Annotated in this window: 23 protein-coding genes and 1 tRNA gene; 14 read left to right on the forward strand and 10 right to left on the reverse strand. The window is 72.0% G+C overall.

Going from position 1 to position 23142, the window contains the following annotated elements; all coding sequences use genetic code 11:
* Positions 1-60: 60 nt before the first annotated feature.
* Positions 61-1536 carry an ATP-binding protein gene (locus ACFZA0_RS29355; RefSeq protein WP_391022780.1) on the reverse strand — a complete coding sequence of 492 codons (1476 nt, stop codon included), beginning with the start codon at positions 1534-1536 and terminating at the stop codon, positions 61-63.
* Between the two features lie 418 nt (positions 1537-1954).
* Between ACFZA0_RS29355 and ACFZA0_RS29360 the strand changes: the two genes are divergently transcribed.
* From ACFZA0_RS29360 to ACFZA0_RS29375, 4 genes are all read left to right on the forward strand, one after another.
* Positions 1955-2018, forward strand: a tRNA-Arg gene (locus tag ACFZA0_RS29360).
* Between the two features lie 225 nt (positions 2019-2243).
* Positions 2244-2783 carry a winged helix-turn-helix domain-containing protein gene (locus tag ACFZA0_RS29365; RefSeq protein WP_391022526.1) on the forward strand — a complete coding sequence of 180 codons (540 nt, stop codon included), beginning with the start codon at positions 2244-2246 and terminating at the stop codon, positions 2781-2783.
* Positions 2780-3310, forward strand: a complete 531-nt coding sequence (locus ACFZA0_RS29370; RefSeq protein ID WP_391022782.1) for a transposase — start codon at positions 2780-2782, stop codon at positions 3308-3310. Before ACFZA0_RS29365 ends, ACFZA0_RS29370 begins: the two co-directional genes overlap by 4 nt.
* 42 nt (positions 3311-3352) lie before the next feature.
* Positions 3353-4102 carry a hypothetical protein gene (locus ACFZA0_RS29375; protein WP_391022528.1) on the forward strand — a complete coding sequence of 250 codons (750 nt, stop codon included), beginning with the start codon at positions 3353-3355 and terminating at the stop codon, positions 4100-4102.
* Positions 4103-4339: 237 nt separating this feature from the next.
* On the opposite strand, the gene ACFZA0_RS29380 is transcribed toward ACFZA0_RS29375, so the two are convergent.
* From ACFZA0_RS29380 to ACFZA0_RS29390, 3 genes are all read right to left on the reverse strand, one after another.
* A complete protein-coding gene (locus tag ACFZA0_RS29380; protein ID WP_391022530.1) occupies positions 4340-4678 on the reverse strand; it encodes a hypothetical protein in 339 nt (112 codons plus the stop codon).
* Entirely contained in the window at positions 4675-5190 is a 516-nt protein-coding gene (locus ACFZA0_RS29385) for a DUF6232 family protein (protein WP_391022532.1), read from the reverse strand. Before ACFZA0_RS29385 ends, ACFZA0_RS29380 begins: the two co-directional genes overlap by 4 nt.
* A 141-nt stretch (positions 5191-5331) precedes the next feature.
* Positions 5332-6324 (reverse strand): Ku protein, encoded by a 993-nt coding sequence (locus tag ACFZA0_RS29390; RefSeq protein WP_391022534.1) that lies wholly within the window; start codon positions 6322-6324, stop codon positions 5332-5334.
* A 54-nt stretch (positions 6325-6378) separates the two neighbouring features.
* Between ACFZA0_RS29390 and ligD the strand changes: the two genes are divergently transcribed.
* Positions 6379-7263 (forward strand): non-homologous end-joining DNA ligase, encoded by an 885-nt coding sequence (gene ligD, locus ACFZA0_RS29395; protein WP_391022536.1) that lies wholly within the window; start codon positions 6379-6381, stop codon positions 7261-7263.
* 383 nt (positions 7264-7646) lie between these two features.
* On the opposite strand, the gene ACFZA0_RS29400 is transcribed toward ligD, so the two are convergent.
* Positions 7647-8453: a nuclease-related domain-containing protein gene (locus ACFZA0_RS29400; RefSeq protein WP_391022538.1), complete on the reverse strand. Its 807-nt coding sequence runs from the start codon at positions 8451-8453 to the stop codon at positions 7647-7649.
* A gap of 176 nt (positions 8454-8629) precedes the next feature.
* Here ACFZA0_RS29400 and ACFZA0_RS29405 point away from each other — a divergent pair, with 176 nt between their 5' ends.
* The 9 genes from ACFZA0_RS29405 (at position 8630) to ACFZA0_RS29445 (ending at position 17069) form a co-directional block, all read left to right on the forward strand.
* Positions 8630-9061, forward strand: coding sequence for a dual specificity protein phosphatase family protein (locus ACFZA0_RS29405; RefSeq protein ID WP_391022784.1), 432 nt, complete (start codon positions 8630-8632; stop codon positions 9059-9061).
* Between the two features lie 265 nt (positions 9062-9326).
* Complete coding sequence (locus ACFZA0_RS29410) at positions 9327-9764, forward strand: SH3 domain-containing protein (RefSeq protein WP_391022540.1); 438 nt, start codon at positions 9327-9329, stop codon at positions 9762-9764.
* 46 nt (positions 9765-9810) lie between these two features.
* Positions 9811-11370 (forward strand): FtsW/RodA/SpoVE family cell cycle protein, encoded by a 1560-nt coding sequence (locus ACFZA0_RS29415; RefSeq protein ID WP_391022542.1) that lies wholly within the window; start codon positions 9811-9813, stop codon positions 11368-11370.
* Positions 11367-12833 carry a penicillin-binding transpeptidase domain-containing protein gene (locus tag ACFZA0_RS29420; protein ID WP_391022544.1) on the forward strand — a complete coding sequence of 489 codons (1467 nt, stop codon included), beginning with the start codon at positions 11367-11369 and terminating at the stop codon, positions 12831-12833. Before ACFZA0_RS29415 ends, ACFZA0_RS29420 begins: the two co-directional genes overlap by 4 nt.
* A gap of 76 nt (positions 12834-12909) precedes the next feature.
* Positions 12910-13446 carry a DUF3291 domain-containing protein gene (locus ACFZA0_RS29425; RefSeq protein WP_391022546.1) on the forward strand — a complete coding sequence of 179 codons (537 nt, stop codon included), beginning with the start codon at positions 12910-12912 and terminating at the stop codon, positions 13444-13446.
* 223 nt (positions 13447-13669) lie between these two features.
* Entirely contained in the window at positions 13670-14608 is a 939-nt protein-coding gene (locus ACFZA0_RS29430; RefSeq protein WP_391022548.1) for a diiron oxygenase, read from the forward strand.
* A 116-nt stretch (positions 14609-14724) separates the two neighbouring features.
* Positions 14725-15399, forward strand: coding sequence for a TetR family transcriptional regulator (locus ACFZA0_RS29435; RefSeq protein WP_391022550.1), 675 nt, complete (start codon positions 14725-14727; stop codon positions 15397-15399).
* A gap of 89 nt (positions 15400-15488) precedes the next feature.
* Positions 15489-15818 carry a hypothetical protein gene (locus ACFZA0_RS29440; RefSeq protein WP_391022551.1) on the forward strand — a complete coding sequence of 110 codons (330 nt, stop codon included), beginning with the start codon at positions 15489-15491 and terminating at the stop codon, positions 15816-15818.
* Positions 15819-15920: 102 nt separating this feature from the next.
* Positions 15921-17069 (forward strand): NlpC/P60 family protein, encoded by a 1149-nt coding sequence (locus tag ACFZA0_RS29445; protein WP_391022552.1) that lies wholly within the window; start codon positions 15921-15923, stop codon positions 17067-17069.
* A gap of 19 nt (positions 17070-17088) precedes the next feature.
* On the opposite strand, the gene ACFZA0_RS29450 is transcribed toward ACFZA0_RS29445, so the two are convergent.
* The 5 genes from ACFZA0_RS29450 to ACFZA0_RS29470 are packed head-to-tail and all read right to left on the reverse strand — an operon-like array spanning position 17089 to position 22928.
* Positions 17089-18354 carry a styrene monooxygenase/indole monooxygenase family protein gene (locus tag ACFZA0_RS29450; protein WP_391022554.1) on the reverse strand — a complete coding sequence of 422 codons (1266 nt, stop codon included), beginning with the start codon at positions 18352-18354 and terminating at the stop codon, positions 17089-17091.
* Positions 18355-18369: 15 nt separating this feature from the next.
* Positions 18370-19011, reverse strand: a complete 642-nt coding sequence (locus ACFZA0_RS29455; RefSeq protein WP_391022555.1) for an ATP/GTP-binding protein — start codon at positions 19009-19011, stop codon at positions 18370-18372.
* Positions 18992-19411, reverse strand: a complete 420-nt coding sequence (locus tag ACFZA0_RS29460) for a DUF742 domain-containing protein (protein WP_391022556.1) — start codon at positions 19409-19411, stop codon at positions 18992-18994. The genes ACFZA0_RS29455 and ACFZA0_RS29460 overlap by 20 nt, the downstream gene beginning before the upstream one ends.
* Positions 19408-19911, reverse strand: a complete 504-nt coding sequence (locus tag ACFZA0_RS29465) for a roadblock/LC7 domain-containing protein (protein WP_391022558.1) — start codon at positions 19909-19911, stop codon at positions 19408-19410. The genes ACFZA0_RS29460 and ACFZA0_RS29465 overlap by 4 nt, the downstream gene beginning before the upstream one ends.
* On the reverse strand, positions 19908-22928 hold the full coding sequence (locus ACFZA0_RS29470) for a nitrate- and nitrite sensing domain-containing protein (RefSeq protein WP_391022560.1): 3021 nt from the start codon (positions 22926-22928) through the stop codon (positions 19908-19910). The genes ACFZA0_RS29465 and ACFZA0_RS29470 overlap by 4 nt, the downstream gene beginning before the upstream one ends.
* Between the last annotated feature and the right edge of the window lie 214 nt (positions 22929-23142).

Genomic DNA, 23142 nt, shown 5'->3' on the forward strand with positions numbered 1-23142 from the left:
CCAGCTGGACGGCGAGGGTGGCGAACAGGGGCAGGGTAAGGGCGATCACTGACAGTGGGCCTATTTACTCCAGAATCCCTGCATCTGGTCGAAGGGCGGCATGGTGCGCAGCCTCTCGCGTGAGGCAGAGGGTGAGCGGCCGCCGGAGACCAGCGACTCGTAGATGCGCTGTGCGACTTCAAGAGCAGCGTCGTCGGCGGGCCCTGGTCCACCGAACGGCTCCGGGTCGTCGCTGGTGTCTGTCTCGTGCATCACGCGGAGGGCGGCGACCGGCACCGTCTCCTCCAAGAGGCGGATCAACGCGCGCACGTCGGCCGTGTTGTTGCCGCCGGGCCTCAGAGCAGCCTGAACCAGTGGGTGGCTGCGGTTGATCCTGCAGGTGACCTTGCCGTCCGGCCGACGCACGGTCCACGCGTACGACAGAGGATCACCGTGTATACGTGCAGCGACCTGTCCTCGGTGCCTCAGCACGTCTGCGGCTCTTGTCCGTGCCTGTCGCGCGATGCGGTTCAGGTGCGGACGGAGGCCAACGGGCGGAACAACGCTCGACTTCTTCACGTCGACGCCCCACTCGGTGTCCGTCTCTGCCGGGATGTCGACGGCGATACGGGCCAGGTTGTACTTCTCCTCGCGGCGTATCCCACGTTGCCCCAGCCAGTCGCCTGCCTGGATCAGACGGTTCCGGCGGTAGACGTAGAACCCCTGCTGGTCGAGCCAGCCCTGCGGTCCCGCGGCTCTGGCGTACTCTTCCGGGGTAAGCCGGTGGGCGCTGGGAAGGATGAACGCCTCGACCCGTACAGATCCACCGCCGAGCGGCAGTTCCTCGGTAGGGAGTCGCTGCACCGAGGGGTGGTTACCCATGAACGGATCCCAGGGTTCGACCGGGGTTCCGGAGACTCGGAGGTTCCGACACCGACTTCCGGTGAGGAAACGAGCGAAGACCATGCCGAGGTGGGACTCCGTGCGGCTGGCCTCGGCGTAGAACTGCTTCTGGGTGTGCTCGTCGCCCTCGCTGACAGCGCCGTCGTGGTACCCGTTGAGTCGTCGCCAGAGCACGACGGTGCCACGGCCGGTGGTACCTCGGACTTTGTCGAGCACGGCTGTGGTGGCGTCGTCGGCCCCGTGGAGCAGCCGCCATTGACCGAACTGCTCGACGATGTCGAGGTCCCACGTACGGGTGTGCCACTCCCCGGCGGTGGCGGTGGACACGGTGAGCTGTCTCGCCTGTGAGAACGAGGCGGACTTCAGGCCGATACCGAAGCGACCCAGGTCGGTGGAGGAGCGCGACGTGGCGGGCCCTCGAGCCGCCACAGTCATGGCCGTGACGAGTTCCTCGGCGGACATGCCCCAGCCGTCGTCGACGACTGCAATCCACGAGTCCTGTCCTGCCCAGGTGAACTCGACGTTGATGTTGCGAGCTTCCACCGAGATGCTGTTGTCCACGAGGTCCGCGATGGCGGCTGGCAGTGAGTACCCAAGTGAGCTGAGCGAAGCCACCATGCCCGCAGGTTCAGGGGCCGCGATGTCGTACGCCATGGATGGTTCCAGCCCTGCTTCCCCCGTTACGGACACTGCTCGGTGTGCGGCTGTCTCAGGGGCCCACTCCAACCAAGCGGGCGAGCAACCCGATTCGGTGGACGCTCTAGCGCACGTCCGGTCCATCGCACACGACAAGCCCCCGCACAGGGTTGATAGTACGGGGTTGCCTTCTTGGAGGCCCAACAGATGCTCCTGCGACAAATAGGCCGCCGCCCGGCGCAGAATCTCGTTCTCCTGCTCCAGCAGCTTGATCCGCCGACGCGCTTCCCTCAGTACCGCGCTCTCTTGACTGGTCACCCCGGGCTTAGAACCTTCATCGATGTCTACACGGCGCACTGTCAGATAGACACTTGCGGAACCGTGGACCATCTGTGGACCGAGCTCGGCCTATCCGTACGCCGCAAGGCACTGACCTGCTGCCATAGCAGACTCCCACAGGGCCTCCGGAGCCGAGTGCGCAGGTTCGAATCCTGCCGTGGGCACACTGTGCAAGTGTGCCCAAGACCCCGCCATCAGCGGTTTCGCTGAGGACGGGGTCTTCGCGTATGTGCAGGCGGTCCATTGGCGCGTGCCGCTGTCGGGTTTCAGAGACCAACAACGAGGCGACCTCCCCGGTGTCGTGCCGTGCTCGGCTGCTTACTGAGATTGAACTCGTAGTGTCGTAGGGGCTGTTGAGAGTCTGGCTGGTGCGGTATGACCGTTGTATGCGGTATCCACAGGGTGGCGGGCTGACTGCCGAACGGCAGCGTTTCCGCGAGGAGTTACGGGTCCGGGCAGCCGAGCGGTTCGCGGGTGGTGAGGCGAGTTCGGCGATTGCCAGGGATCTGCGGGTCAGCGTCCGCTCCGTGCAGCGGTGGCGGCTGGCCTGGGAGGAAGGCGGCCCGCGGGCTCTGCGTTCGCAGGGACCGGCGTCGCTGCCCAGGCTGAGTGATGCCCAGTTCGCCTCCCTGGAGGCGGAGTTGGCCAAGGGGCCGGCCGCGCACGGCTGGGAGGACCAGCGCTGGACTTTGGCCCGTATCAAGACGCTGATCGGTCGGCGCTTCCACCTGACCTACACGATCCAGGGCGTACGCAAGCTCCTGGTCCGCAACGGCTGGTCCTGCCAGGTCCCGGCCCGCCGTGCTCTCGAGCGTGACGACGATGCCGTCACGGGATGGGTGAAGGTGGTGTGGCCGTGCGCGGAAGGCTCGCAGCGGCCCGTGGAGCCTGGCTCGTCTTCGAGGACGAGGCCGGCTTCTCCATGACGCCGCCGCAGGTGAAGACCTGGTCGCAACGCGGCCGGACCCCGGTGGTCCGCGTTCGCGGCCGGTCCCGCAGACGCGTTTCCATCGCCGCCCTGACCTGCTACAAACCCGGCCACAGATCACGGCTGATCTACCGGCCCCGACCAGACGACGGCCGGCGCGACGGACGCAAGAGCTTCTCCTGGCGCGACTACCGCGACCTGCTGACCGCCGCCCACCAGCAGCTCGGCGGCCCCATCGTCCTGGTCAGGGACAACCTCAACGTCCACAAGGCCGCCGGCCTGCGCGAGTTCGCCGAGAACCGCGACTGGCTGACCATTTACTACCTGCCGCCCTACGCACCCGACCTCAACCCCGTCGAAGGAATCTGGTCGCTCCTGCGACGCGGCTGGCTCTCCAACGTCGCCTTCCACACCCCGGACCATCTCATCCAGACCGTCCGCCGCGGCCTGCGACACATCCAGTACCGCAGCCACCTCATCGACGGCTGCCTCACCGAGACCGGCCTCGCCATCAGAACCGACTGAACCAACACGACATCACGAGTTCAATCTCAGTAGATCGGCGGCATGACGGACTGGTCTCGGCTCCACCACGCCTACGGAACGGCAGAAGACATCTCCGGCCTGCTTGACGCGGTGGGGTCGGACGCGGAGGACCCCGGCTGGGACGACCTCTGGTCCCGGCTGTGTCATCAGGGCACCGTCTATCCGGCGAGCTACGCGGCCCTGCCCGCCCTGACGGGCATGGCGCGTCGGTGGTCAGCGGCGGACCGGAGGGCGCCCCTCAGTCTGGCCGGCTCCATCGTGGCCAGTACAGATCGGCCCCACGGCCACGAGGATCCCCAAGTCGCCTACGCCTCCCAGATGTCCGACCTGGCGCAACTCACCGAGGAAGCCCTGCGGGACCCGGGACTTGCCGACGACCCCACGAACTACGTCGACCTGCTGGGCGCACTGCTGAGTTTCGAGGGCGTCGAGATCTGGGGCGAGCAGCTCGGCGGGCTGAACGACGAGGAGTACGAGGTCCCCTGCCCCTCGTGCAGCGCGGAGAACTTCATAGCTTTCGGCGAGTACGGCTTCTTCTCGACGACCGACAGCATGTACATGAAGGCCTCCACCACGGCGAGGCAGGTGCCGCTGCGACCGCAGGCACCCGCGGCTTTGGCAGGGCTGGCCCAAAGGCTCCACTCCCGCGCACTCGCCGACAGCCAGCCGGACATCGCGCGCAAGTTGACCTACGTCTTCGGTGACGCGCTGTGCGCCGAGTGCGATGCCGTCTTCAGCGTCGCCGAAGCCATCGCGTCCCGGTGGGGCTGACGACACTGCCTCGTCCTGCTGCCTGCCAAGGTCCACTTCTCGTAGCGGTTCAGTAGGCCCTCAACGCTGTTGCCGACGCTCGGCCACCTCCGTGGGGTCGACGCCGGCGTTGAGTCACGCGACAGCGCCGAGTTTCGCCTCGGACCCCGAAGGCCCGACTGCTCTTGTACGACCTCCAAGGTCGCAGTGCGGAGCCCCGGGACCCACAGGGCCCGGGGCTCCCCATCCTTTCGGTGACTACACCGTCCCGAGGACCGCCTTGACGGCGTTGATCACCGGGGCTCCCACATCGCCGACCAGGACCGCAATCCCTGAGATCGTTCGGAGCAGTTCTTTCAGACGCTCGCCTCGCGGGTTCGCAGTGATTTCCCCGGCGGCCGCATCCACGCGGAACTGATCCTGCGCGTCCAGGTGTTGGCGCAGTTTCTGTAGCTCCAGGAGCAGGTTCTTCAGGGCGGCTTCCGCGGATTCCGGGCCTGCGGTGTAGTTCGCCGCCGCCACGATATCGCCGGAGCCGCTGTGTTCCGCCTTGCCGATACTGCCGGCACCGTGCTGGTGGAAGGAGTCCCCGTTCATGACGCCACGATGTTTCCCGAGCCGCCGTGCTGGGCCTTGCCGATACTGCCGGCGCCGTACTGGTTGATGATGTCGCCGTTCACTGCATGAGTGAGGTTGTAGATCACGTTCGCGGTTTCCGGGTGACCGATCGCCCTGGTGATCTCGAAAACCAGGTCCTGGATCTCGCGCAGCGACGTGGACCACACCGCGTGGCGTTGCGTGCCGGCCGTATTGAGCACGAGGCCGTACAACGGCGGCCTGCTCAGGGCTGCGACGAGCCGCCAGACGAACAGGGCCTCCACCGCGATGAGAACCAGAACTCCCCCCTTACCGGCGACACTTGCGAAGATGCCGCCGAAGAGGAGCCAGACGATACTGCGCACGATGAATTTCTTCCATACCGCACCCTGGTTGACCTCCAGCGTGCGTTGCCCGACGTGGGAGATGTTGCGCAATGGATAGGCTTCGCCGCCCACCCACAAAACACCCTCCCTGACTACGACTTGTACGGCTAGCCGATCCAATGTCACGTTCGCCGCCCCCCGACATGGCCGATGTTGGTTAAGACGCTAGCCGAGCCGTGTCAAATCGCGCAGGGTTTTCGGCAGTTGCGGAAGAGATCATCGGCTCTGCTTCCGTTCTACTTTCGATCGAGTTTCTCGGACCTCCCTCTAGGCCGTCTTGTTGCCCGAATTCGAACTCCCGCTCGCCGATGTTTTTGTTGCGGATTTCTTCGTGGCTTTCTTACTCGTGCTCTTTTTTGTCGCACTCTTGCTGCCAGTTGTCCGTTTCGATGATTTGCGCGGCTCGACTGCGGCCTTCTTGGCCGGCTTCTTCTTCGCCCCCGCGTTGATGTGCCGCACTTCCGCCGAACCCCCGTCCCCGCCCCGCGACTTCCGCGCCGCCTTCACGCTGTTCTCCAGGGCGGCCATCAGGTCCAGTACCTTGCCGTCCTCCTTCGGGGAGTCCGCGTGGGGTACCGCCTCGCCCGACGCCTTGGCCGCCACGACCTCCTCCAGGGCCTCCCGGTACTCGTCGTGCAGGTCCGCCAGGTCGACCTCGCCGAGGGTGTCCATCAGGGCGTCCGCCAGGTCGAGTTCCTTGTCGCGGACCTTGACGTCCGCGGTGCCGGGGGCGACGTCCTCGGGGGTGCGGATCTCGTCCGGCCAGAGCAGGCCGTGCAGGGCGATGACGTCGTCCGTCACGCGCAGCATGCCGAGGCGCTCGCGGCCGCGCAGGGCGAAGCGGGCGATGGCGACCTTCTCCGTGCGCTTCAGCGCCTCGCGCAGCAACGTGTACGGCTTCGTCGCCGGGGCGCCGTTCGCGGAGAGGTAGTACGCCGTTTCCATCTGGAGGGGGTCGACGCTGTCGGACGGTACGAAGGCCACGATGTCGATCGTCTTGGCGGTGGGGGGCGGCAGGTGGGCCAGGTCCTCGTCGGTGATCGGGATCATCGTGCCGTCGGCGTCCTCGTAGGCCTTGCCGATCTCCGCGCTGTCGACCTCCTGGTCGTCGAGTTCGCAGACCTTGCGGTAGCGGATGCGGCCGCCGTCCTCCGTGTGGATCTGGCGGAACGAGATCGTGTGGTTCTCGGTGGCGTTCATCAGCTTGACCGGGATGCTGACCAGGCCGAACGCGATCGCGCCGTTCCAAATGGAGCGCACGGGCCGCTCCTTTCCGGATCCGGATTCGCCAGGTTTGTGTGCGATTGTCATCGTATGACGCCGATCGCTGAAGTGGCTGGGCGGAGGATCACGCTCAGCAACCTGGACAAGGTGCTGCATCCCGCGACCGGGTTCACGAAGGGTGAGGCGCTGCACTACTACGCGAGCGTCGCGGAGGTGCTGCTGCCGCACCTGCACGACCGGCCGCTCTCCTTCCTGCGCTACCCCGACGGGCCCGACGGACAGGTCTTCTTCGCCAAGAACGTGCCCCCGGGTACGCCCGACTGGGTCACCACCGCCGAGGTGCCGCGCAACGAGGGACCCGCGCGGATGGTGCTCGTGCAGGACCTGCCGACGCTGATGTGGGCGGCGAACCTGGTGACCGAGTTCCACACTCCCCAGTGGGTGGTCCAGGACCCCGGGCAGGCCGACCGCATCGTGTTCGACCTCGACCCCGGCGCCCCCGCGAGCGTCGTGGAGTGCTGCGAGGTCGCCCTGTGGCTGCGGGAACGGCTCGCGGCGGACGGGATCGCGGCGTACGCGAAGACGTCCGGGTCGAAGGGGCTGCACCTGCTGGCGGCGGTGCGCCCGACATCGGCCGCGCGGACCACGGAGTACGCGAAGCAGCTCGCGGTGGAGGCGGAGCAGGCGTTGCCGGGGCTGGCACTGCATCTGATGACCCGGAGCCTGCGGCCCGGGAAGGTGTTCGTCGACTGGAGCCAGAACGCCGCCCGCAAGACCACCGCCGCGCCCTACACGCTGCGCGCCCGTACCGAACCGACCGTGTCGGCGCCCGTGACCTGGGACGAGGTCGAGGCGTGCGGCCGTCCCGAGGACCTGGTCCTGCGCGCGGACGCGGTCGCGGGGCGCGTGGAGCGGGACGGGGACCTGCTCGCGCCGCTCCTCGACGCCTCGGCGCGCGGGGAACTGCCCGACTGAGCCAAGGGCCGCCGCCCCGGGCGGCGTCGGCAAGCCCCCGTCCTCCGGGCACGAGCACGCCCCGGCCTGCCCTGCGGGCACCCATGCCTCCCGGCCGCCGGACCCGCCTTGCGGACACCCCCGGTCTCCCAGCCGCCCCGCGAACACCCCGGTCTCCCAGCCGCCCCGCCCCGCAGGGACCGCGGGGCCTGGGGGCACCGGCCCTCAAGCCCCCCGCCTCCAGGCCGTCTCGCCCCGCCCAGCCCCGCAGGGGCACCCCGACCCATCGGGCACCGCCGCCACGAAGCACCCCCGGCCCCGGGCCACCCCGCCCCACAGGCACCGTCCCGCTCAACCACCGCCCCGCCCCGCAGGCACCCCCAGCCACCGGGCCCCGCCCCGCTCTACACCCGCCCCCACGTGTGCCGGTCCCGGGCCAGTGCGTACAGCGACTGCGCGTCCGCCGGTTTCAGGACGCCGCCCAGGCGGGACAGGCCCGACAGGTCCGCGTCGGTCACCACGCGCACCTCCCGCAGTGGTGCCGCCACCGAGAGACGGGCCGGGGACGCCAGCGCCAGTACCGGGTGGACCTCCGCCGTCAGCGCGTACGAGGCGCGGTCGGCGTCGGAGCGTACGCGGCGCAGCAGCGGGTGGGGTTCGCGGTGGCCGAGGGCGACCATCGGGTCGGCGACGTGCACCCGCTGCTTGCGGGCGTACAGGGCGTGCACGGCGAACAGGCCGCCGGGGCCGATCAGCAGGTGGTGCAGGCGGTCTCCGCCGGGCAGCGGCACGGAGTGCACGACGTGCCAGCCGGCGCCTTCGAGGCGGTCCAGGGCGTCGCCCACGCACTGTTCCGCCGCCAGTGCCCGGCGGCGCGGGTCCGGGCGCAGCCGCGACGTGGGCGTGCCGTCGCGGTCCAGGGCCGTCAGCAGCGCCTCGCCGGGGCGGTTGGGCGCCAGGTCGTCGTCCGGGTGCAGGCTGAGCTGCGCCAGCTCGGCCGGGGTCGGCACCGGGGGCGGGCCGACGGAGACCGGGCCGCCGGTCAGGAAGGGGCGGAGGGCGTCGAGCACGCCCTGCCTGTGGTCCTCGCTCAGCAGGTTGACCCGGCCCGCCTCCCTGTCGTACCAGGCCACGTTGCGTCCGTCGGCGAGACAGACGTACAGCCGCTCCTGTCCGTGACGCCTGGTCGGTACGACGCGCAGTCCGCTCATGCACCTCACCCCTCGACCATGGGACCAGGCAGGTGCTCGCGGGGCAATAACCCGGTTACCTTTGAGGGGAGTTGGGTGCCGGCGGGTTGGGGGAGGCACGGGTGCGGACCAGTGAGAGACGTCCCGACGTTCCGGCTCCGGAGCGTCCGTGGAGCGAGATCGTGCCGGGCCTGTGGATGGGCGGCCACGAATTCCGTTCCGGGGCGGGGCAGTTGAGGTTCGCCGTGGTGCACGGCGAGTTCGACCTGGTGCATACGCTGCTGCGGCTGCCGGGGCACGGGCCCGACCCGGGCGTGGAGCACCAGGTGTGGCCGATTCCGGACGGGCCCCTCGACGGTACGCAGCTCGCGGGCGTCATCCGGCTGGCGCGGGCGGCCGGCGACGCGGTGGACGAGGGCCGCAAGGTGCTCGTGCGGTGCTACCACGGCTACAACCGCTCGGGGCTCGTGGTCGCGCAGGTGCTGGTGGGGCAGGGGCACTCGGCGGACGACGCGATCCGGATCGTACGGGCGCGGCGCTCGCCGTGGGCGCTGCACAACGAGCGGTTCGTCGAGTACCTGCGGGTGGGGCTGTCCACGGCGCGGCTGCTGGAGGACCTGGCCGAGTAGGCCGCGGCGGACGGGCGAGCGGACGGACTGGCGGGCGGACGGGCGCGGGGACGCCCGGAGCGCACGCTGTGCCGCCGGGACCCGGTTGACGGCGTCTCAGGCGTCTCAGGCGCCCCCGCGGGTCCCTCGCCGCGACCCGGTCTCCCCGATGGCGCAGCCTGCCGGGCGTCGGCCCCCGGACACTCCTAATGTGGCGGTGAGTCCGCTTCACCCCCTTTCGGGAGTCCCGTTCCAGGGCTCCGACCGCGACACGGAGGTGTCCCCCATGTCCCTGCGTTCCTCCTCCCTGCGTTCCGCTCTCACCCGTCTGGCCATAGTGACCGCCGCAGGCGCCCTCGCGGCCGGCGCCGCCGTGACGCCCGCCGTCGCCGACGACGGCTGGGGCGGCTCCGACAGCGGCCACGGCCGCTACGACGACGGGCAGCAGGTGGGTGGCGACCGCGGCGACCACGGCCGGGACAACCCGCGCCGCTACAAGGGCCGGATCACCGCCAACGGCGGGCTGACCCTGCGCAGCGCGCCGAACCGCGGCGCCCGGATCATCCGTGTCGCACGCCAGGGTGAGATCGTCTCGATCTACTGCAAGACGTCCGGCGACAACGTGCAGGGCAACCGGCTCTGGTACCTGCTCACGGACGGCACCTGGGCGTGGGGCGCGGCGTACTACATCGACAACATCGGGCCCGCGCCTCGATGGTGCTGAGCGCCGGCGCCGCCGGTGCGGCGGCACGGGCGGGCGGGTCCCGGACATGAACACCGCCGGGACCGCCCCGCGGACGGCGGAGGCGCCCACCCCCGCCGTCCGCCCGCCCGGACGCCGCGGCACCGAACTCGCGCTGCTCGCGCTCGCGGTGCTGCTGTCCGTCTTCGGCTACTGCGACGTCGGCCTCGCGAAGAACGGCAACGTCCCGCCCGGCGCCGCAGGTTACGGCGCCGGGCTCGGCGTGCTCGCCCTGCTGGCACATCTCGCGGTGCGGCTGCGCGCCCCGTGTGCGGACCCGCTGCTGCTGCCGATCGGCGTGCTGCTCAACGGACTTGGGCTGGTGCTGATCTACCGGCTCGACCTGGAGACACCGGGAGACCCGGCCGCGCCCGCCCAACTCGTCTGGTCCACGCTGGGGGTGACCCTCTTCATCGTGGTGGTGCTGGCGCTGCGCGACCACCGGGTGCTCCAGCGCTACGCCTACGTGTGCGTGGCCGCGGCTCTCGCGCTGCTGACGCTGCCGATCCTGTTCCCGGCGGTGAACGGCGCCCGCATCTGGATCAGGATCGCCGGATTCTCCATCCAGCCGGGCGAGTTCGCGAAGGTGCTGCTCGCGGTGTTCTTCGCGGCGTACCTCGCCACCAACCACCGGGCGCTGTCGCACCCGGGCCGCCGCGTGTGGGGGGTGCAACTGCCCACGGGGCGGGTGCTGGGGCCGGTCCTCGCGGTGTGGCTGCTGAGTGTCGGTGTGCTGGTGCTCGAACGGGACCTGGGGACCTCGCTGTTGTTCTTCGGGCTGTTCGTCGTGCTGCTCTACGCGGCCACGGGGCTCACCGGCTGGATCGCCCTGGGGCTGCTGCTCGCGGGACTCGGCGCGGTGGCCGTGGGCCGGCTCGAACCGCACGTGCACACCCGGGTGGAGGACTGGCTGCACCCCTTCGCGTCGATCGACGCGGGCCTCGGGGCCAACCAACTCGCCCAGTCACTCTTCGCGTTCGCGGCCGGCGGCGTCCTGGGGACCGGTCTCGGGCTCGGGCATTCGGTGCTGATCGGCTTCGCGGCGAAGTCGGACTTCATCCTCGCGACGGCGGGCGAGGAACTGGGGCTCGCCGGGCTCTCCGCGGTGTTCCTGCTGTACGGGCTGCTGGTGGAGCGCGGCTTCCGGGCGGGCCTGGCGCTGCGCGACCCGTTCGGGAGGCTGCTGGCGGTGGGGCTCGCCTCGATCGTCGCCCTCCAGGTGTTCGTGATCGCGGGCGGTGTCACCGGGCTGATCCCGCTGACCGGCATGGCGATGCCGTTCCTCGCGCAGGGCGGCTCGTCGGTGGTGACCAACTGGGCGATCGTGGCCCTGCTGATCCGCCTGAGCGACCGGGCCCGACGGCAGGACGCGGAACCGGACCCCGACCCGGACCCGGGCAGGGCGGCCGGTGACCGTGCGCGGGCGCCGGACGCGGAGGCGGCCGCCTCCGGCAGGCAGGCCGCCGCCCGCGCCGCCTACCGCGCGCAGGTGCGCAGGTATCCCGTAGCCGGTCACAGGGCGCCCACCCGCCCGGACCGTACGGGCGACGACCCCGGCACCGCACCCGCCGAGGAGGGCGCCCGGTGACGCGCTACATCCGCCACACCGCCGTGTTCTGCGGGCTGCTGCTGGTGGCGCTGCTCGTGAACGCGGCGCGCATCCAGGTCGTGCAGGCGGGCCGTTACGACGACAGTCCGGCCAACCGCCGTGCCACGATCGCCCGTTACGGCCAGGTGCGCGGCGACATCCTGGTCGGCGGGCGCGCGGTCACCGGGTCGCGGGACAGCGGCGAGCAGTTGCGGTACGAACGGACGTACCGGGAGGGGCCGTTGTACGCGCCGGTGACCGGCTTCGCCTCGCAGGGGTACGGCACGGCGCTGCTGGAGAACAGCGAGGACGGCGTGCTGTCGGGCACCGACCCCGCGCTCTCGCTGTTCCCGCTCGGCAACGACCTGACCCGGGCGCGCAGCGCGGGCGGCCACGTGGTGACGACCCTCGACGCGGACGCGCAGCGGGCCGCGTTCCGGGGGCTGGGCGGGCGCAAGGGCGCGGTGGCGGCGATCGAGCCGTCGACGGGGAAGATCCTGGCGCTGGTGTCCACCCCGTCGTACGACCCGCAGTCGCTGGCCGGCAACGGGGCGGCGGCGACCCGGGCGTGGAAGGCGCTGAACGCCGACCCGGACCAGCCGATGCTGAACCGGGCGGCCCGCCAGACGTATCCCCCGGGCTCGACGTTCAAGGTGGTCACCGCGGCGGCGGCGCTGGACGCCGGGGTCGTGCGGGACGTGGACGAGCCGACCGTCTCCCCCGACCCGTACACCCTGCCGGGCACCACGACGACGCTGAGCAACGAGGTGGAGGGGTGCGAGAACGCCTCGCTCCGGTACGCCTTCGCGTGGTCGTGCAACACGGTGTTCGCGAAGCTCGGCGCGGACGTCGGCAAGGCGGACATGGGCGCGACGGCCGACGGGTTCGGCTTCAACGACGCCGGGCTGCGCATCCCGTACCCGGTGGCGACGAGCACCTTCGACACGAACGTGGACCGGGCGCAGCTCGCGCTGTCGTCGATCGGGCAGTACAACACGCGGGCGACCCCGCTCCAGATGGCCGAGGTCGCGGCGGCGGTGGCGAACGGCGGGCAGGTGCGGCCGCCCTACCTCGTGGAGCGGACGACCACCTCGGACGGCGACACGGTCTCCTCGGGCGGCCCGCGCGAGACGCGGCGCGCGATGAACCCGGCGACCGCGATGCGCATGAAGGAACTGATGACCGACGTGGTCACCGAGGGCACCGGCAAGAACGCCGCGATCCCCGGCGCGACCGTGGGCGGCAAGACCGGCACGGCCCAGCACGGCATCGGGAACACGGGGACGCCGTACGCGTGGTTCGTGTCCTGGGCGCAGGGCGAGCACGACTTCGAGCCGAAGGTCGCGGTGGCGGTGGTGGTCGAGGACGCGTCCGCGAACCGCGGGGACATCACCGGCGGCGGGGTGGCGGCGCCGATCGCGCGGGCGGTCATGACGACGGTGCTCGGCGGCGGGCGGGACTGAGCAGGGCCGGGGCGGCGGACGTCCAGTGGGTGAAACGGCGCTCCCGCGCGGCCCGCGCCCGCTACGTTCGCGAACCATGACTGACTCCTCGAACGGATACGAACTGGCAGAGGTCAACATCGGGCGCACCGCCGCGCCCCTGGACTCGGCCCGGCTGAAGGACTTCGTCGACAACCTCGACGTCGTGAACGCGGACGCGGACGCGGCCGACGGGTTCGTGTGGCGGCTGGTGGGCGACACGGGCAACGCGACGGACATCCGGGTCCTCGGTGACGCGTCGATGCTGATCAACATGTCGGTGTGGCGGGACGCGAACGCGTTGACCGCGTACATGTACCAGGGCCGGCACCGGGAGTTGCTGGCGCGCCGCCGGGAGTTCTTCGAGCCGTTGCGGGAGGTCGTGGTCGCCCTGTGGTGGGTGCCCGCGGGGCACCGCCCGAGCGTCGCCGAGGCGGAGGAGCGGCTGCTGCACCTGCGCGCGCACGGGCCGACGCCGTACGCGTTCACGCTGCGCGCGTCGTTCCCGGCGGGGCCGGCGCTGCCGGGGATTCCCGGGCCCGCGACGGAGTCGGCGCTTCCGGCGGCCGCCGAGGGCCTGGGGTGCCCGGCCTGACCTCGCCGGGGCCGCCCGGGGAAGGGGGTGCGGTCCGGCCGGGCCGCACCCCCCTCGGCCGGAGGCGGTGCCAACAAGTCGTGCGGGAGGGATTGACGGTCTTGCTGACAGGCAGTCTCATAAGGGGTGACCGCTGGTAACTCGGCCGGTGCTCCTTCGGGTCGCCGCTCGCCGGGTACTTCCGCGTCCCCGTTGCCGTCCCGTACGACGAGGTGGAACAGCCATGACGACCCTGACGGAATCCGACGCGCTCGACGGTCTGCGCGACGCGCTCGGACTGCTCAAGGACCGCGAGCAGGTGGCCGAGCGGCTGCTCGACTCGTCGGCCAAGCACTCCTTCGACCCGGACAAGGAACTGGACTGGGAGGCGCCCTTCGAGGAGGGCAAGTGGTTCTGGCCGCCGGAGCTGGTCTCGCTCTACGGCACCCCGATGTGGAAGCGGATGAGCGAGGAGCAGCGCATCGCGCTCTCCCAGCACGAGGCCGCGGCCCTCGCCTCCCTGGGCATCTGGTTCGAACTGATCCTGATGCAGCTCCTGGTGCGGCACATCTACGACAAGGCTGTCACGAGCGCGCACGTGCGGTACGCGCTCACCGAGATCGAGGACGAGTGCCGGCACTCGAAGATGTTCGCCCGGGTCATCTCCCGCGGTGACACGCCCTGGTACCCGGTGAGCCGGATGCACCAGAACCTGGGCCGGCTCTTCAAGACGATCTCGACGACGCCCGGTTCGTTCACCGCGACGCTGCTCGGCGAGGAAGTCCTCGACTGGATGCAGCGGTTGACGTTCCCGGACGAGCGGGTGCAGACACTGATCCGCGGCGTGACGCGCATCCACGTCGTCGAGGAGGCCCGCCATGTCCGTTACGCGCGCGAGGAGTTGCGGCGCCAGATGATGACGGCGCCGCGCTGGTCGCAGGAGTTCACCCGGGTCACCTCCGGCGAGTTCGCCCGTGTCTTCTCCGAGGCCTTCATCAACCCGGACGTCTACACCAACGTCGGCCTCGACAAGCGCGAGGCGCTGGCGCAGGTGCGGGCCAGCGGCCACCGCCGCGAGGTCATGCAGACCGGCTCGAAGAAGCTGACGGACTTCCTGGACGACATCGGCGTGCTGCGCGGGGTCGGCCGGCGGCTGTGGAAGTCGTCCGGGCTGCTGGCCTGACCGGGACCGGGGCACCGGGCCGGGCGCCCGGCCGGGGACCGTTCGCGGCCGGTCCCGCGGGCGCCGGGAGACCGCCGCCCGGTCCCGCCCGGCCCGTGCCGGGTTACGCTCCGGGCATGACCCCGCAGGCCCCCGTCCGCGCGTACCGGCGGCTCAGTGTCGAGGAGCGGCGCGCACAGCTCCTCGAAGCAGCCCTGGGCCTCTTCGCGCACCGCGCGCCCGACGAGGTCTCCCTCGACGACGTGGCGGAGGCCGCGGGCGTCTCGCGGCCGCTGGTCTACCGCTACTTCCCCGGCGGCAAGCAGCAGTTGTACGAGGCCGCGCTGCGCACCGCCGCCGACGCGCTGCGCGAGTGCTTCGACGAGCCGCGCCAGGGCCCGCTCCTCGCCCGCCTCGGCCGCGCCCTGGACCGCTACCTCGCGTTCGTCGACGAGCACGACGCCGGGTTCAGCGCGCTGCTCCAGGGCGGCAGCGTGGTGGAGACGTCCCGCACCGGCGCCATCGTGGACGGGGTGCGCAGGGCCGCCGCCGACCACGTGCTGCGCCACCTGGGGGCCGCCGACCCGGGGCCCCGGCTGCGGATGACCGTCCGGGTGTGGATCACGGCGGTGGAGGCGGCCTCCCTGATCTGGCTCGACGAGGGCAAGGAACCCGACGTCGGGGAGCTGCGGGACTGGCTGGTGGAGCAGTTCGTGGCGGTGATCACGGTCACCGCGGGCCGTGACCCGCAAACGGCGGCGGTGGTCGCGGACGCGCTGGCGGCGGACGGCCCCCTCGCGGCCGACGGCTGACGGCGCCCCCTCCCCCGGGCGGCGGCCGGGCCGAGGCGCCCCCGCGCCCCGCGACCGGCCCGCCGCCCGCGATGCCCGACACTGGTCCCGTGAAGAGCGAAGACACCGTGTTCGAGGGCGGCCCGCTGGACGGCCGGGTGCTGCCCGTGCTGCTGGGCCCGACCGGGCAGCCGCCCAAGACCTACCGCGTGCCGGTGCCCGACGGGCCGGGCGGTCCGGCCCACGTGCTCGTCTACCGCCGGGAGCCGCGCGGCCACAGCGCGCGGCTCGGCATCCCGCAGGGCTGGAAGTACGTCCACGACCCCGCCCCGGGCACCGGCCGCTCCGGCCCCCGCTGGCCCTGGTCCAAGCCGCGCGGCACCGCGGACGCGGGGGAAGCCGCCGCGCCGGACCGTCCGGCGGATGCCACCGACGAGTGACGCCGCTGGGCCGGCCGCGCACCTCCCGCGCGCGGAGTGCGGCCCGGCGCCCGATGCTCGCGGTGCGTGGCGGAGGGACCGTCGCGCACCGGAGGTGATGACGTGTCAGGAACCCTGTTGCGTCTGGTCTGCACGGCCGCGGTCGCGGCCCAGGTGCTGCTGGTCCCGGCCCCCGCGACGGCGGCGCCCGAACCGCCCGCCGCCCAGGACCGTTCCGTGGCAGCTTTGCTGACGGACCTTCAGAAGCTGTACCGGGAGGCCGAACGGTCCACGGAGACGTTCAACGCCACGGCGGAGAAGCTCAGGGAGGGGCGCGCCGAGACCGCCCGGCTGAACGCCGGACTGGCCCGCGCCCGGCTGGACCTGCACGCCAGCAGGGGCGACGCCGGGCGGCTGGCCCGCCGCCAGTACCAGAGCAGCTCCGGCCTCTCCCCCTACGTACGGCTGCTGCTGGCCCGTGACCCGCAGCACGCGCTCGACCAGGGGCACGTGATCGGACGGCTGGCGCGCGACGCCGCCGGGACGGTGGACCGGCTCACCGGCAGCGAGCACCGGGCGGACGGGCTCGCCCGCGCCGCCCGCAAGGCCCTGAACGCCCAACTCGCGCTCTCCGCGCGGCAGAAGAAGGAACGCGACGACGTCGAGGGCCGGCTGGCCGAGGTCGAGGAACTGCTCGCCTCGCTGAGCGCCGACCGGCTCGCCGCGCTCGCCGCCCTGGAGGAGGACCGAACGGCGGGCGCGCAACGGGAGTTCGAGGACTCCGGTGCCCTCGGCGATGCCCGGACGCCCACCGGGGAGGGCGACCGCGCGGTGCGCTACGCGGTGCGCCAGCTCGGCAAGCCGTACGAGTGGGGCGCCGCGGGGCCCGCCGCCTACGACTGCTCGGGGCTGACCTCGCAGGCGTGGGACAGGGCGGGCACGCCGATCCCCCGCACCAGCCAGGAGCAGTGGGCCCGGCTGCCGCACGTCCCGCTGGACGAACTGCGCCCCGGCGACCTGGTGGTGTACTTCCCGGACGCCACGCACGTCGCCCTCTACCTGGGCGACGGCAAGGTGGTGCAGGCGCCGCGGCCCGGGGCGAGGGTGAAGGTGTCGCCGATCGCGGCGAACCCGGTGCTGGGCGCGGTGCGCCCGGACCCCGGCGGGGAACCGCTGGCGCGGTACTCGCCGCCCCGGTTGCCGCCGGAAGCGGCACAGGGGCCGGACGAGGGCTACGCGTCCCCGTCCGGCCCCCCGCCGACCAGCCTGTGAGCGGGTGGTCCGGTGCGGCTCAGGCCGCGCCGGCCGCGCCCGCGACCTCCGCGAGGTAGGCCTCGGCCTTCTCCGGCTCGAAGAAGAAGTTCTCGAAGTCGGCGGGGTTGTCGAAGCCGTTGGCGAACCGGTCGGCGACGGGCTGGAGTTGGCCGGCCGCGCCGATCAGGTTCAGCACGTGCTCCGGCGGCGGGCCCAGCATCGCGTTGGTCCACTTGGTGACGTGCTGCGCGGTGTTCCAGTAGCGCTCGAAGGTGCCCCGCATCCACTCCTCGTCGAAGGGCTGCTCGCCCCGCTCGACGATGGAGGCGAGATAGGCCGCCGCGCACTTGGACGCGGAGTTCGAACCCTGGCCGGTGATCGGGTCGTTGGCGACGACGACGTCGGCGACACCGAGGACCAGGCCGCCGCCGGGCAGCCTGCCGACGGGGTTGCGCACGGTGGGCGCGTACCGCCCGGCGAGGGTGCCGCCGGCGTCGGTCAGCTCCACCTTCGTGGCCCGCGCGTACTCCCACGGCACGAACTTCTCCATCAGCTCCAGCGTGAGCGCCAGGTGCCGCGCCGGGTCCTTGACGCCCTGGAAGGCGTCCAGCGGGCCGCCGGGCACGCCCTCCCAGAACAGGATGTCGGCGCGGCCCGAGGTGGTCAGCGTCGGCATGACGAACAGCTCGCCGACGCCGGGGACCAGGTTGCAGCGCACCGCGTCGAAGTCGGGGTGCTCGGGGCGCGGGCCCAGGCCGTGCACGTAGGAGACGGCGAGCGCGCGCTGCGGCTCGCTGTACGGGGAGCGCGCGGCGTCGCGGCCGAACATGGAGACGAGTTCGCCCTTGCCGGCCGAGACCAGCACCAGGTCGTAGGTGCGGGAGAAGTAGTCCAGGTCGGAGACGGCGGCGCCGTGGATGACGAGCTGTCCGCCGCGCTGGGCGAACGTCTCCATCCAGCCGGCCATCTTCACGCGCTGGTCCACGGACTGCGCGTACCCGTCGAGCCGGCCCACCCAGTCGATGGCGCGCTGCGAGGGGCCCGGGTCGAAGGAGCCCGGGGCGGCGACGGAGACGCCGAGGCCCTCGATGCGCGGGGCCTGCGACTCCCAGAAGTTGAGCTGGAGGTCGCGCTCGTGCTGGAGGGCGGTGTGGAACATGCACTGCGTCGACATGACCCGGCCCGAACGGATCTCGTCCGCCGTGCGGTTGGACATGAGGGTGACCTCGTAGCCGTTCGACTGGAGGCCTAGCGCGAGCTGGAGTCCGGACTGGCCGGCTCCGACGACGAGTATCTTCCGCATGCGGGGGCTGCTCTCCTACTCGGGTGTGACGTCGAGCGCGTGGCCGACGAGGGCCAGGAGGGTCTCGACCACCGAGATCTTCCGGCGCGCGTCCATGATCATTACAGGTATGTGCGGGGAGACCGTCAGCGCGTCCCGCACGTCCTCCTCGTCGAACTTCTCGCTGCCGTCGAAGTGGTTGACCGCCACCACGTACGGCAGGCCGCAGCTCTCGAAGTAGTCGAGCGCCGGGAAGCAGTCCTTCAGCCGGCGGGTGTCGGCCAGCACGACGGCGCCTATCGCGCCCCGGGTCAGGTCGTCCCACATGAACCAGAACCGCTGCTGGCCCGGTGTGCCGAACAGGTACAGCACCAGGTCGTCGTCGAGCGTGATGCGCCCGAAGTCCATGGCGACCGTGGTGGTCGTCTTGTCCGGCGTCGACGTGAGGTCGTCGGTGCCCTCGCTGGCCTGCGTCATCATCGCCTCGGTCTCCAGAGGCGTGATCTCGGAGGCCGTGGTGACCAGCGTCGTCTTGCCGACGCCGAAGCCGCCCGCCACGACGATCTTCGTGGCGATCGGCGCGCGGGTGCGGTCCGTCTGCCAGGGCCGCAGGTGCTCCTCCTCGTCGAGGAGCGGGGAGACGCCGTAGGCGGCGGCGTCAGAGACGGCGGAGTCCACTCAGCACCCTTTCCAGCAGTGCGCGTTCGGGGCGGCCCGTGCCATGCCCCGTACCGGTTCCGTACACACGGATCTTTCCCTGGTCCGCGAGGTCGCTGAGGAGGACCCGGACCACGCCGAGCGGCATCCTCAGCAGCGCGGCGATCTCGGCCACCGTGCGCATGCGGCGGCACAGTTCGACGATGGCCCGCATCTCCGGCATGACCCGCGTGGTGAGCGAGCCGTTGGGGAGTTCCTTCCGCTCCTCGGGTGCTTCGAGGGCGGCGACGAACGTCTCCACCAGCAGCACGTGGCCGAAGCGCGTCCGGCCGCCGGTGAGCGAGTAGGGGCGCACCCGGGCGGCCCGGCGTTCGCCGCCGCGGACCGGGAGCTGCTGCCTGGCCTCGCCGCCGGCGCTCATCGGGTGGCCTCCGCCGCGTCGGACTCCAGCGACTGCCGCAGTTCGCTGCGGAGTTCGGGGGTCAGGACGTGGCCGGCGCGGCCCACGAAGAGCGACATGTGGTACGCGACGACGCTCATGTCGCAGTCCGCCGTTCCGTGCACGCCGAGCAGGGAGCCGTCACTGATCGACATGACGAAGAGGCTGCCCTCCTCCATGGCGACCATGGTGTGCCTGACCCCGCCGAACTCCATCAGCTTCGCGGCGCCGACGGTGAGGCTGCCGATCCCGGAGACGAGGGTGGCGAGGTCGGCGGCGGAGCCGCGCGGGCCGCGGGGGCGCTCCGTGCTCGTCTCCCGCGCGTCGGCGTGGTGGCCGGCGTCGGAGGACAGGAGCAGGAGGCCGTCGGAGGAGACCACGGCGACCGCGTGGATGCCGGGCACCTCCTCGACCAGGTTGGTCAGCAGCCAGTGCAGATTGCGGGCTTCCCTGCTCAGACCGAAGGTACTGGGCGCGGTCAACTGCTTGCCTCCTCGACTGTGCCCCCCGTGGCTTCATCGGCTTGTGCTGTTCGTGCGCGCGGCACCCGGGCCTCGGCCCGCGCACCGGCGTCCGCGCCGGCGTCGGCGGCCGGCCCGGCGGGACCGGCTTCCGGCGCGGTGCGGTCGGCGATCTCGGCCTCCACCTCGCGGCGGCCGGCCTCCGCACCGCTCCGGAAGCCGCCCAGCCGGCGCCGCAGGGCGGCGGCGTCGACGGACCCGGTGCGCGGGCGCGGTGCCTCGGTGGGCGCGGTGATCTTCGGGGTGCGCTTGGGCAGGCCCTTTCCGGTGATCTGCTCCCGCGGCTCGTCGGCGACGGGCCCGCGCGGGTCGGGAACCCGCTCGTGCGCGTCGGGACCGATGGCGTAGGGGTCGGCGGCGGGTGCGGCGGGACCGGGGGCGGGGGGCCGTCCGGACGGGTCCGCCGCGGGCCGGGGCGCGGTCGGCGCCCCGGCGCTGTCCTCGGGCGTCGGGCCCGGGAGCAGGAGTTCCATCGTGGTCTCGGCGGGCCGCTCCGGCGCGGCGGCTGCCGAAGCCGCCTTGTCCGGCGCGGCGGCTTCCGAAGTCGCCTTGTCCGTACGGGAGTCGGCCGGACCGGAGGTCGCGTCCGGCGCCGCGGTGCCCGCGGGGGCGTCGCCATCGGGACCGGTCGCGCCGTCGGGACCGGTCGCGCCGTCGGGACCGGTCGCGCCGTCGGCGCCGGACCGGCGTACGGCCTGCTCCGCGAGGGCGACCAGCGGATCACCCTTGCCCGAACGGCCGCTCAGCACATTGGAGTTGGCCTCGGCGTCCGCGCCCGGCAGGGCGGTCGGCGGACCGCCCGCGAGGTGCTCGGTGCCGGGGACCGCGGACGCGGGCGCGGCGGCGAGCAGGGACGTCGGCAGGACGACGACCGCGGCCACCCCGCCCTGCCGCTGCTCGCGCAACTGCACGCGCGCACCGTGCCGGTGGGCGAGTCGGGCGACCACGTACAGGCCGAGGCCGAGGCCGTCCTCGTCCTCCTTCTCGTACCCGGCGTCCGGCTCGAACTCGGCGAGGCGGGTGTTGAGCCGGTCCATCCGCTCGGGGGTCGTGCCGATGCCCTCGTCCTGGACGGAGAGCATCACCTCGCCGTTCTGGAGCAGCCAGCCGGAGACCTCGACCGGGAGGTCGGGGGGCGAGAACGCCGTCGCGTTCTCCATGAGTTCGGCCAGCAGGTGGCTGAGGTCGTCGGCGGCGAACCCGGCGATGTGGGCGTGCGGCGGCAGCGCGGCGATGCGTACCCGCTCGTACCGCTCGATCTCGCTGACGGCCGCGCGTACGACGTCGACGAGCGGGACGGCGCCCGCGTGCTGGTGGCCGTGCTCGGTGCCGGCGAGGACGAGCAGGTTCTCGCTGTGACGGCGCATGACGGTGGCGAAGTGGTCGAGCTTGAAGAGGGTGGCCAGCCGGTCCGGGTCCTGCTCGCGCTCCTCCATGGACTCGATCACGGCGAGCTGCCGTTCGACCAGGCCCAGGGTGCGCAGCGCGAGGTTGACGAAGGTGGAGCCGATGCTGCTTCGCAGCCGTGCCAACTCCTGCGCGGAGGAGCTGAGTTCGGCGCGCAGTCCCTCGCGGGCGTCGGCCATGCTCTGGCGCTGCCCGACCAGGTGCTTGCGGTCGCCCTCCAGGGTGGTGACGCGTTCCTGGAGCGCGACGGCGTGCGCGTGCAGTGCGTTGACCGAGCGGACGACCTGGGCGAACTCGTCGTTGCGGCCGGTGAACCGGATCGGCTCCTCGGCCGCGGCGTCCTCGGCCCCGGCCAGCCGTGCGGAACCGATGCGCACGACGGCGAGCGGCCGGGTGAGGCTGCGGGCGAGGCCGGTGGCGATGCCGACGGCGACGAGCACGAGGGCGCCGAGGACCGCGATGCGGATCTCCAGCGCGGTGACGTCGTCGTCGCGCAGCTTCGCGAGGTCCGCGGTGCGGTGGTGGTAGAGGGAGGACTCGACGCCGCTCATCAGGTCCACGCGCCCGGTCAGCGCGGCGCTCGCCTTCTTGAGGCTGGTGGCGAGGTCGTCCTCGGACAGCTTGGGCTCGTCGGTGAGGGCGGCGAGGTACTTGTCGGCGGCGTCCGCGTCGGACCCGGTGACCGTGGAGTCGTAGTCGTCGCGGGCCGCTTCGGGCGCCGTGTCGCGGAAGTCGGCCAGGGCGGCGTCGGAGCGCAGCCGGGCCTGCTGGGCGGCGGCGCTGAGCGCGTCGCGCTGCTTGGTCTGGGCGGCCGTGGAGGCGGGCTCGGTGGACCAGATGCCGGTCATCGGGTCCATCACGCTCTGCGTGGCGTGCGGGACGCTGAGCGCGGCGAGCAGCAGGCCCCGGGCGGCGGCGGCCTGCTGCACCGCGCTGTCCAGCTCGGCGAGGGCGTGCGCGCCGGAGCCCGCGCGGGGCGGGGTCCGCTCGGCGAGGTCCTCGGCCACCTTGTGCAGTTCGGTGATGATCGCCGAGTAGGCGTCGTGCGCCTCCAGCGCGGTGCTCTTGCCCGTGAGGGCGGCACGCCGGACGGAGGCGATCTGCGTCAGGTCGGCGCGGACCCCGGCGGAGGTGTCCGTGTCGGCCCGCATCTCCTCGACCTGCCGGTCGACGCGCGCGCTGCGCTGCTCCGACGGCGCCTGGGACTTGGGGCGTCCGGCGGCGATGTACGAGGTGACCTCGTCGCGTTCGTCGGCGAGCGAGTGGGACAGCGTCAGGGCGTCCTCGGTCTGCTGACCGAGCGTCACGAGGTGCTGGGAGTCGCTGAGTTGGTCCGAGGCGGCGAGGACCGACGGGGCGCCCGCTCCGGCGACCGCGGCGGCCACCACGGCGACGGCCACGAAGAGCCGGTTGCGCACGTGCTTGGGGCGCCCCTTGCCGACAGGGGGCCCTTCGGGGGAGGCGCCGGGCGTGCCGGGCGGGGTGCCGGGCCCGCTTCCGGGTCCTCCGGGGGAGGCCGCCGTGCGCTTGCCTGTGCGCCGAAGCCGCGTCTTCTGCACCGGTGCTCGCATTCCTGTGTTCGTGTACCCGAGGGATCGGGTGACGTTGCGTCAGCGGGTGTGCGCACCCGGTACGGGTTTCCGACCCTTCCAGTGCCGGTGGGCAGTGGTCGCGCATCATCCGGCCCGCCACCCGAAGGAGTGAACCCCGTCCGGGAGTTGGCGGGCAAGTTCCTCCGGCGCCTGCCCGGGACGTGTCGCGGCATGCCGGTTGGACGTCGTGGTC

The sequence above is a fragment of the Streptomyces sp. NPDC008150 genome (assembly GCF_042956945.1).
In the GTDB taxonomy this organism is placed as follows: Bacteria; Actinomycetota; Actinomycetes; order Streptomycetales; family Streptomycetaceae; genus Streptomyces.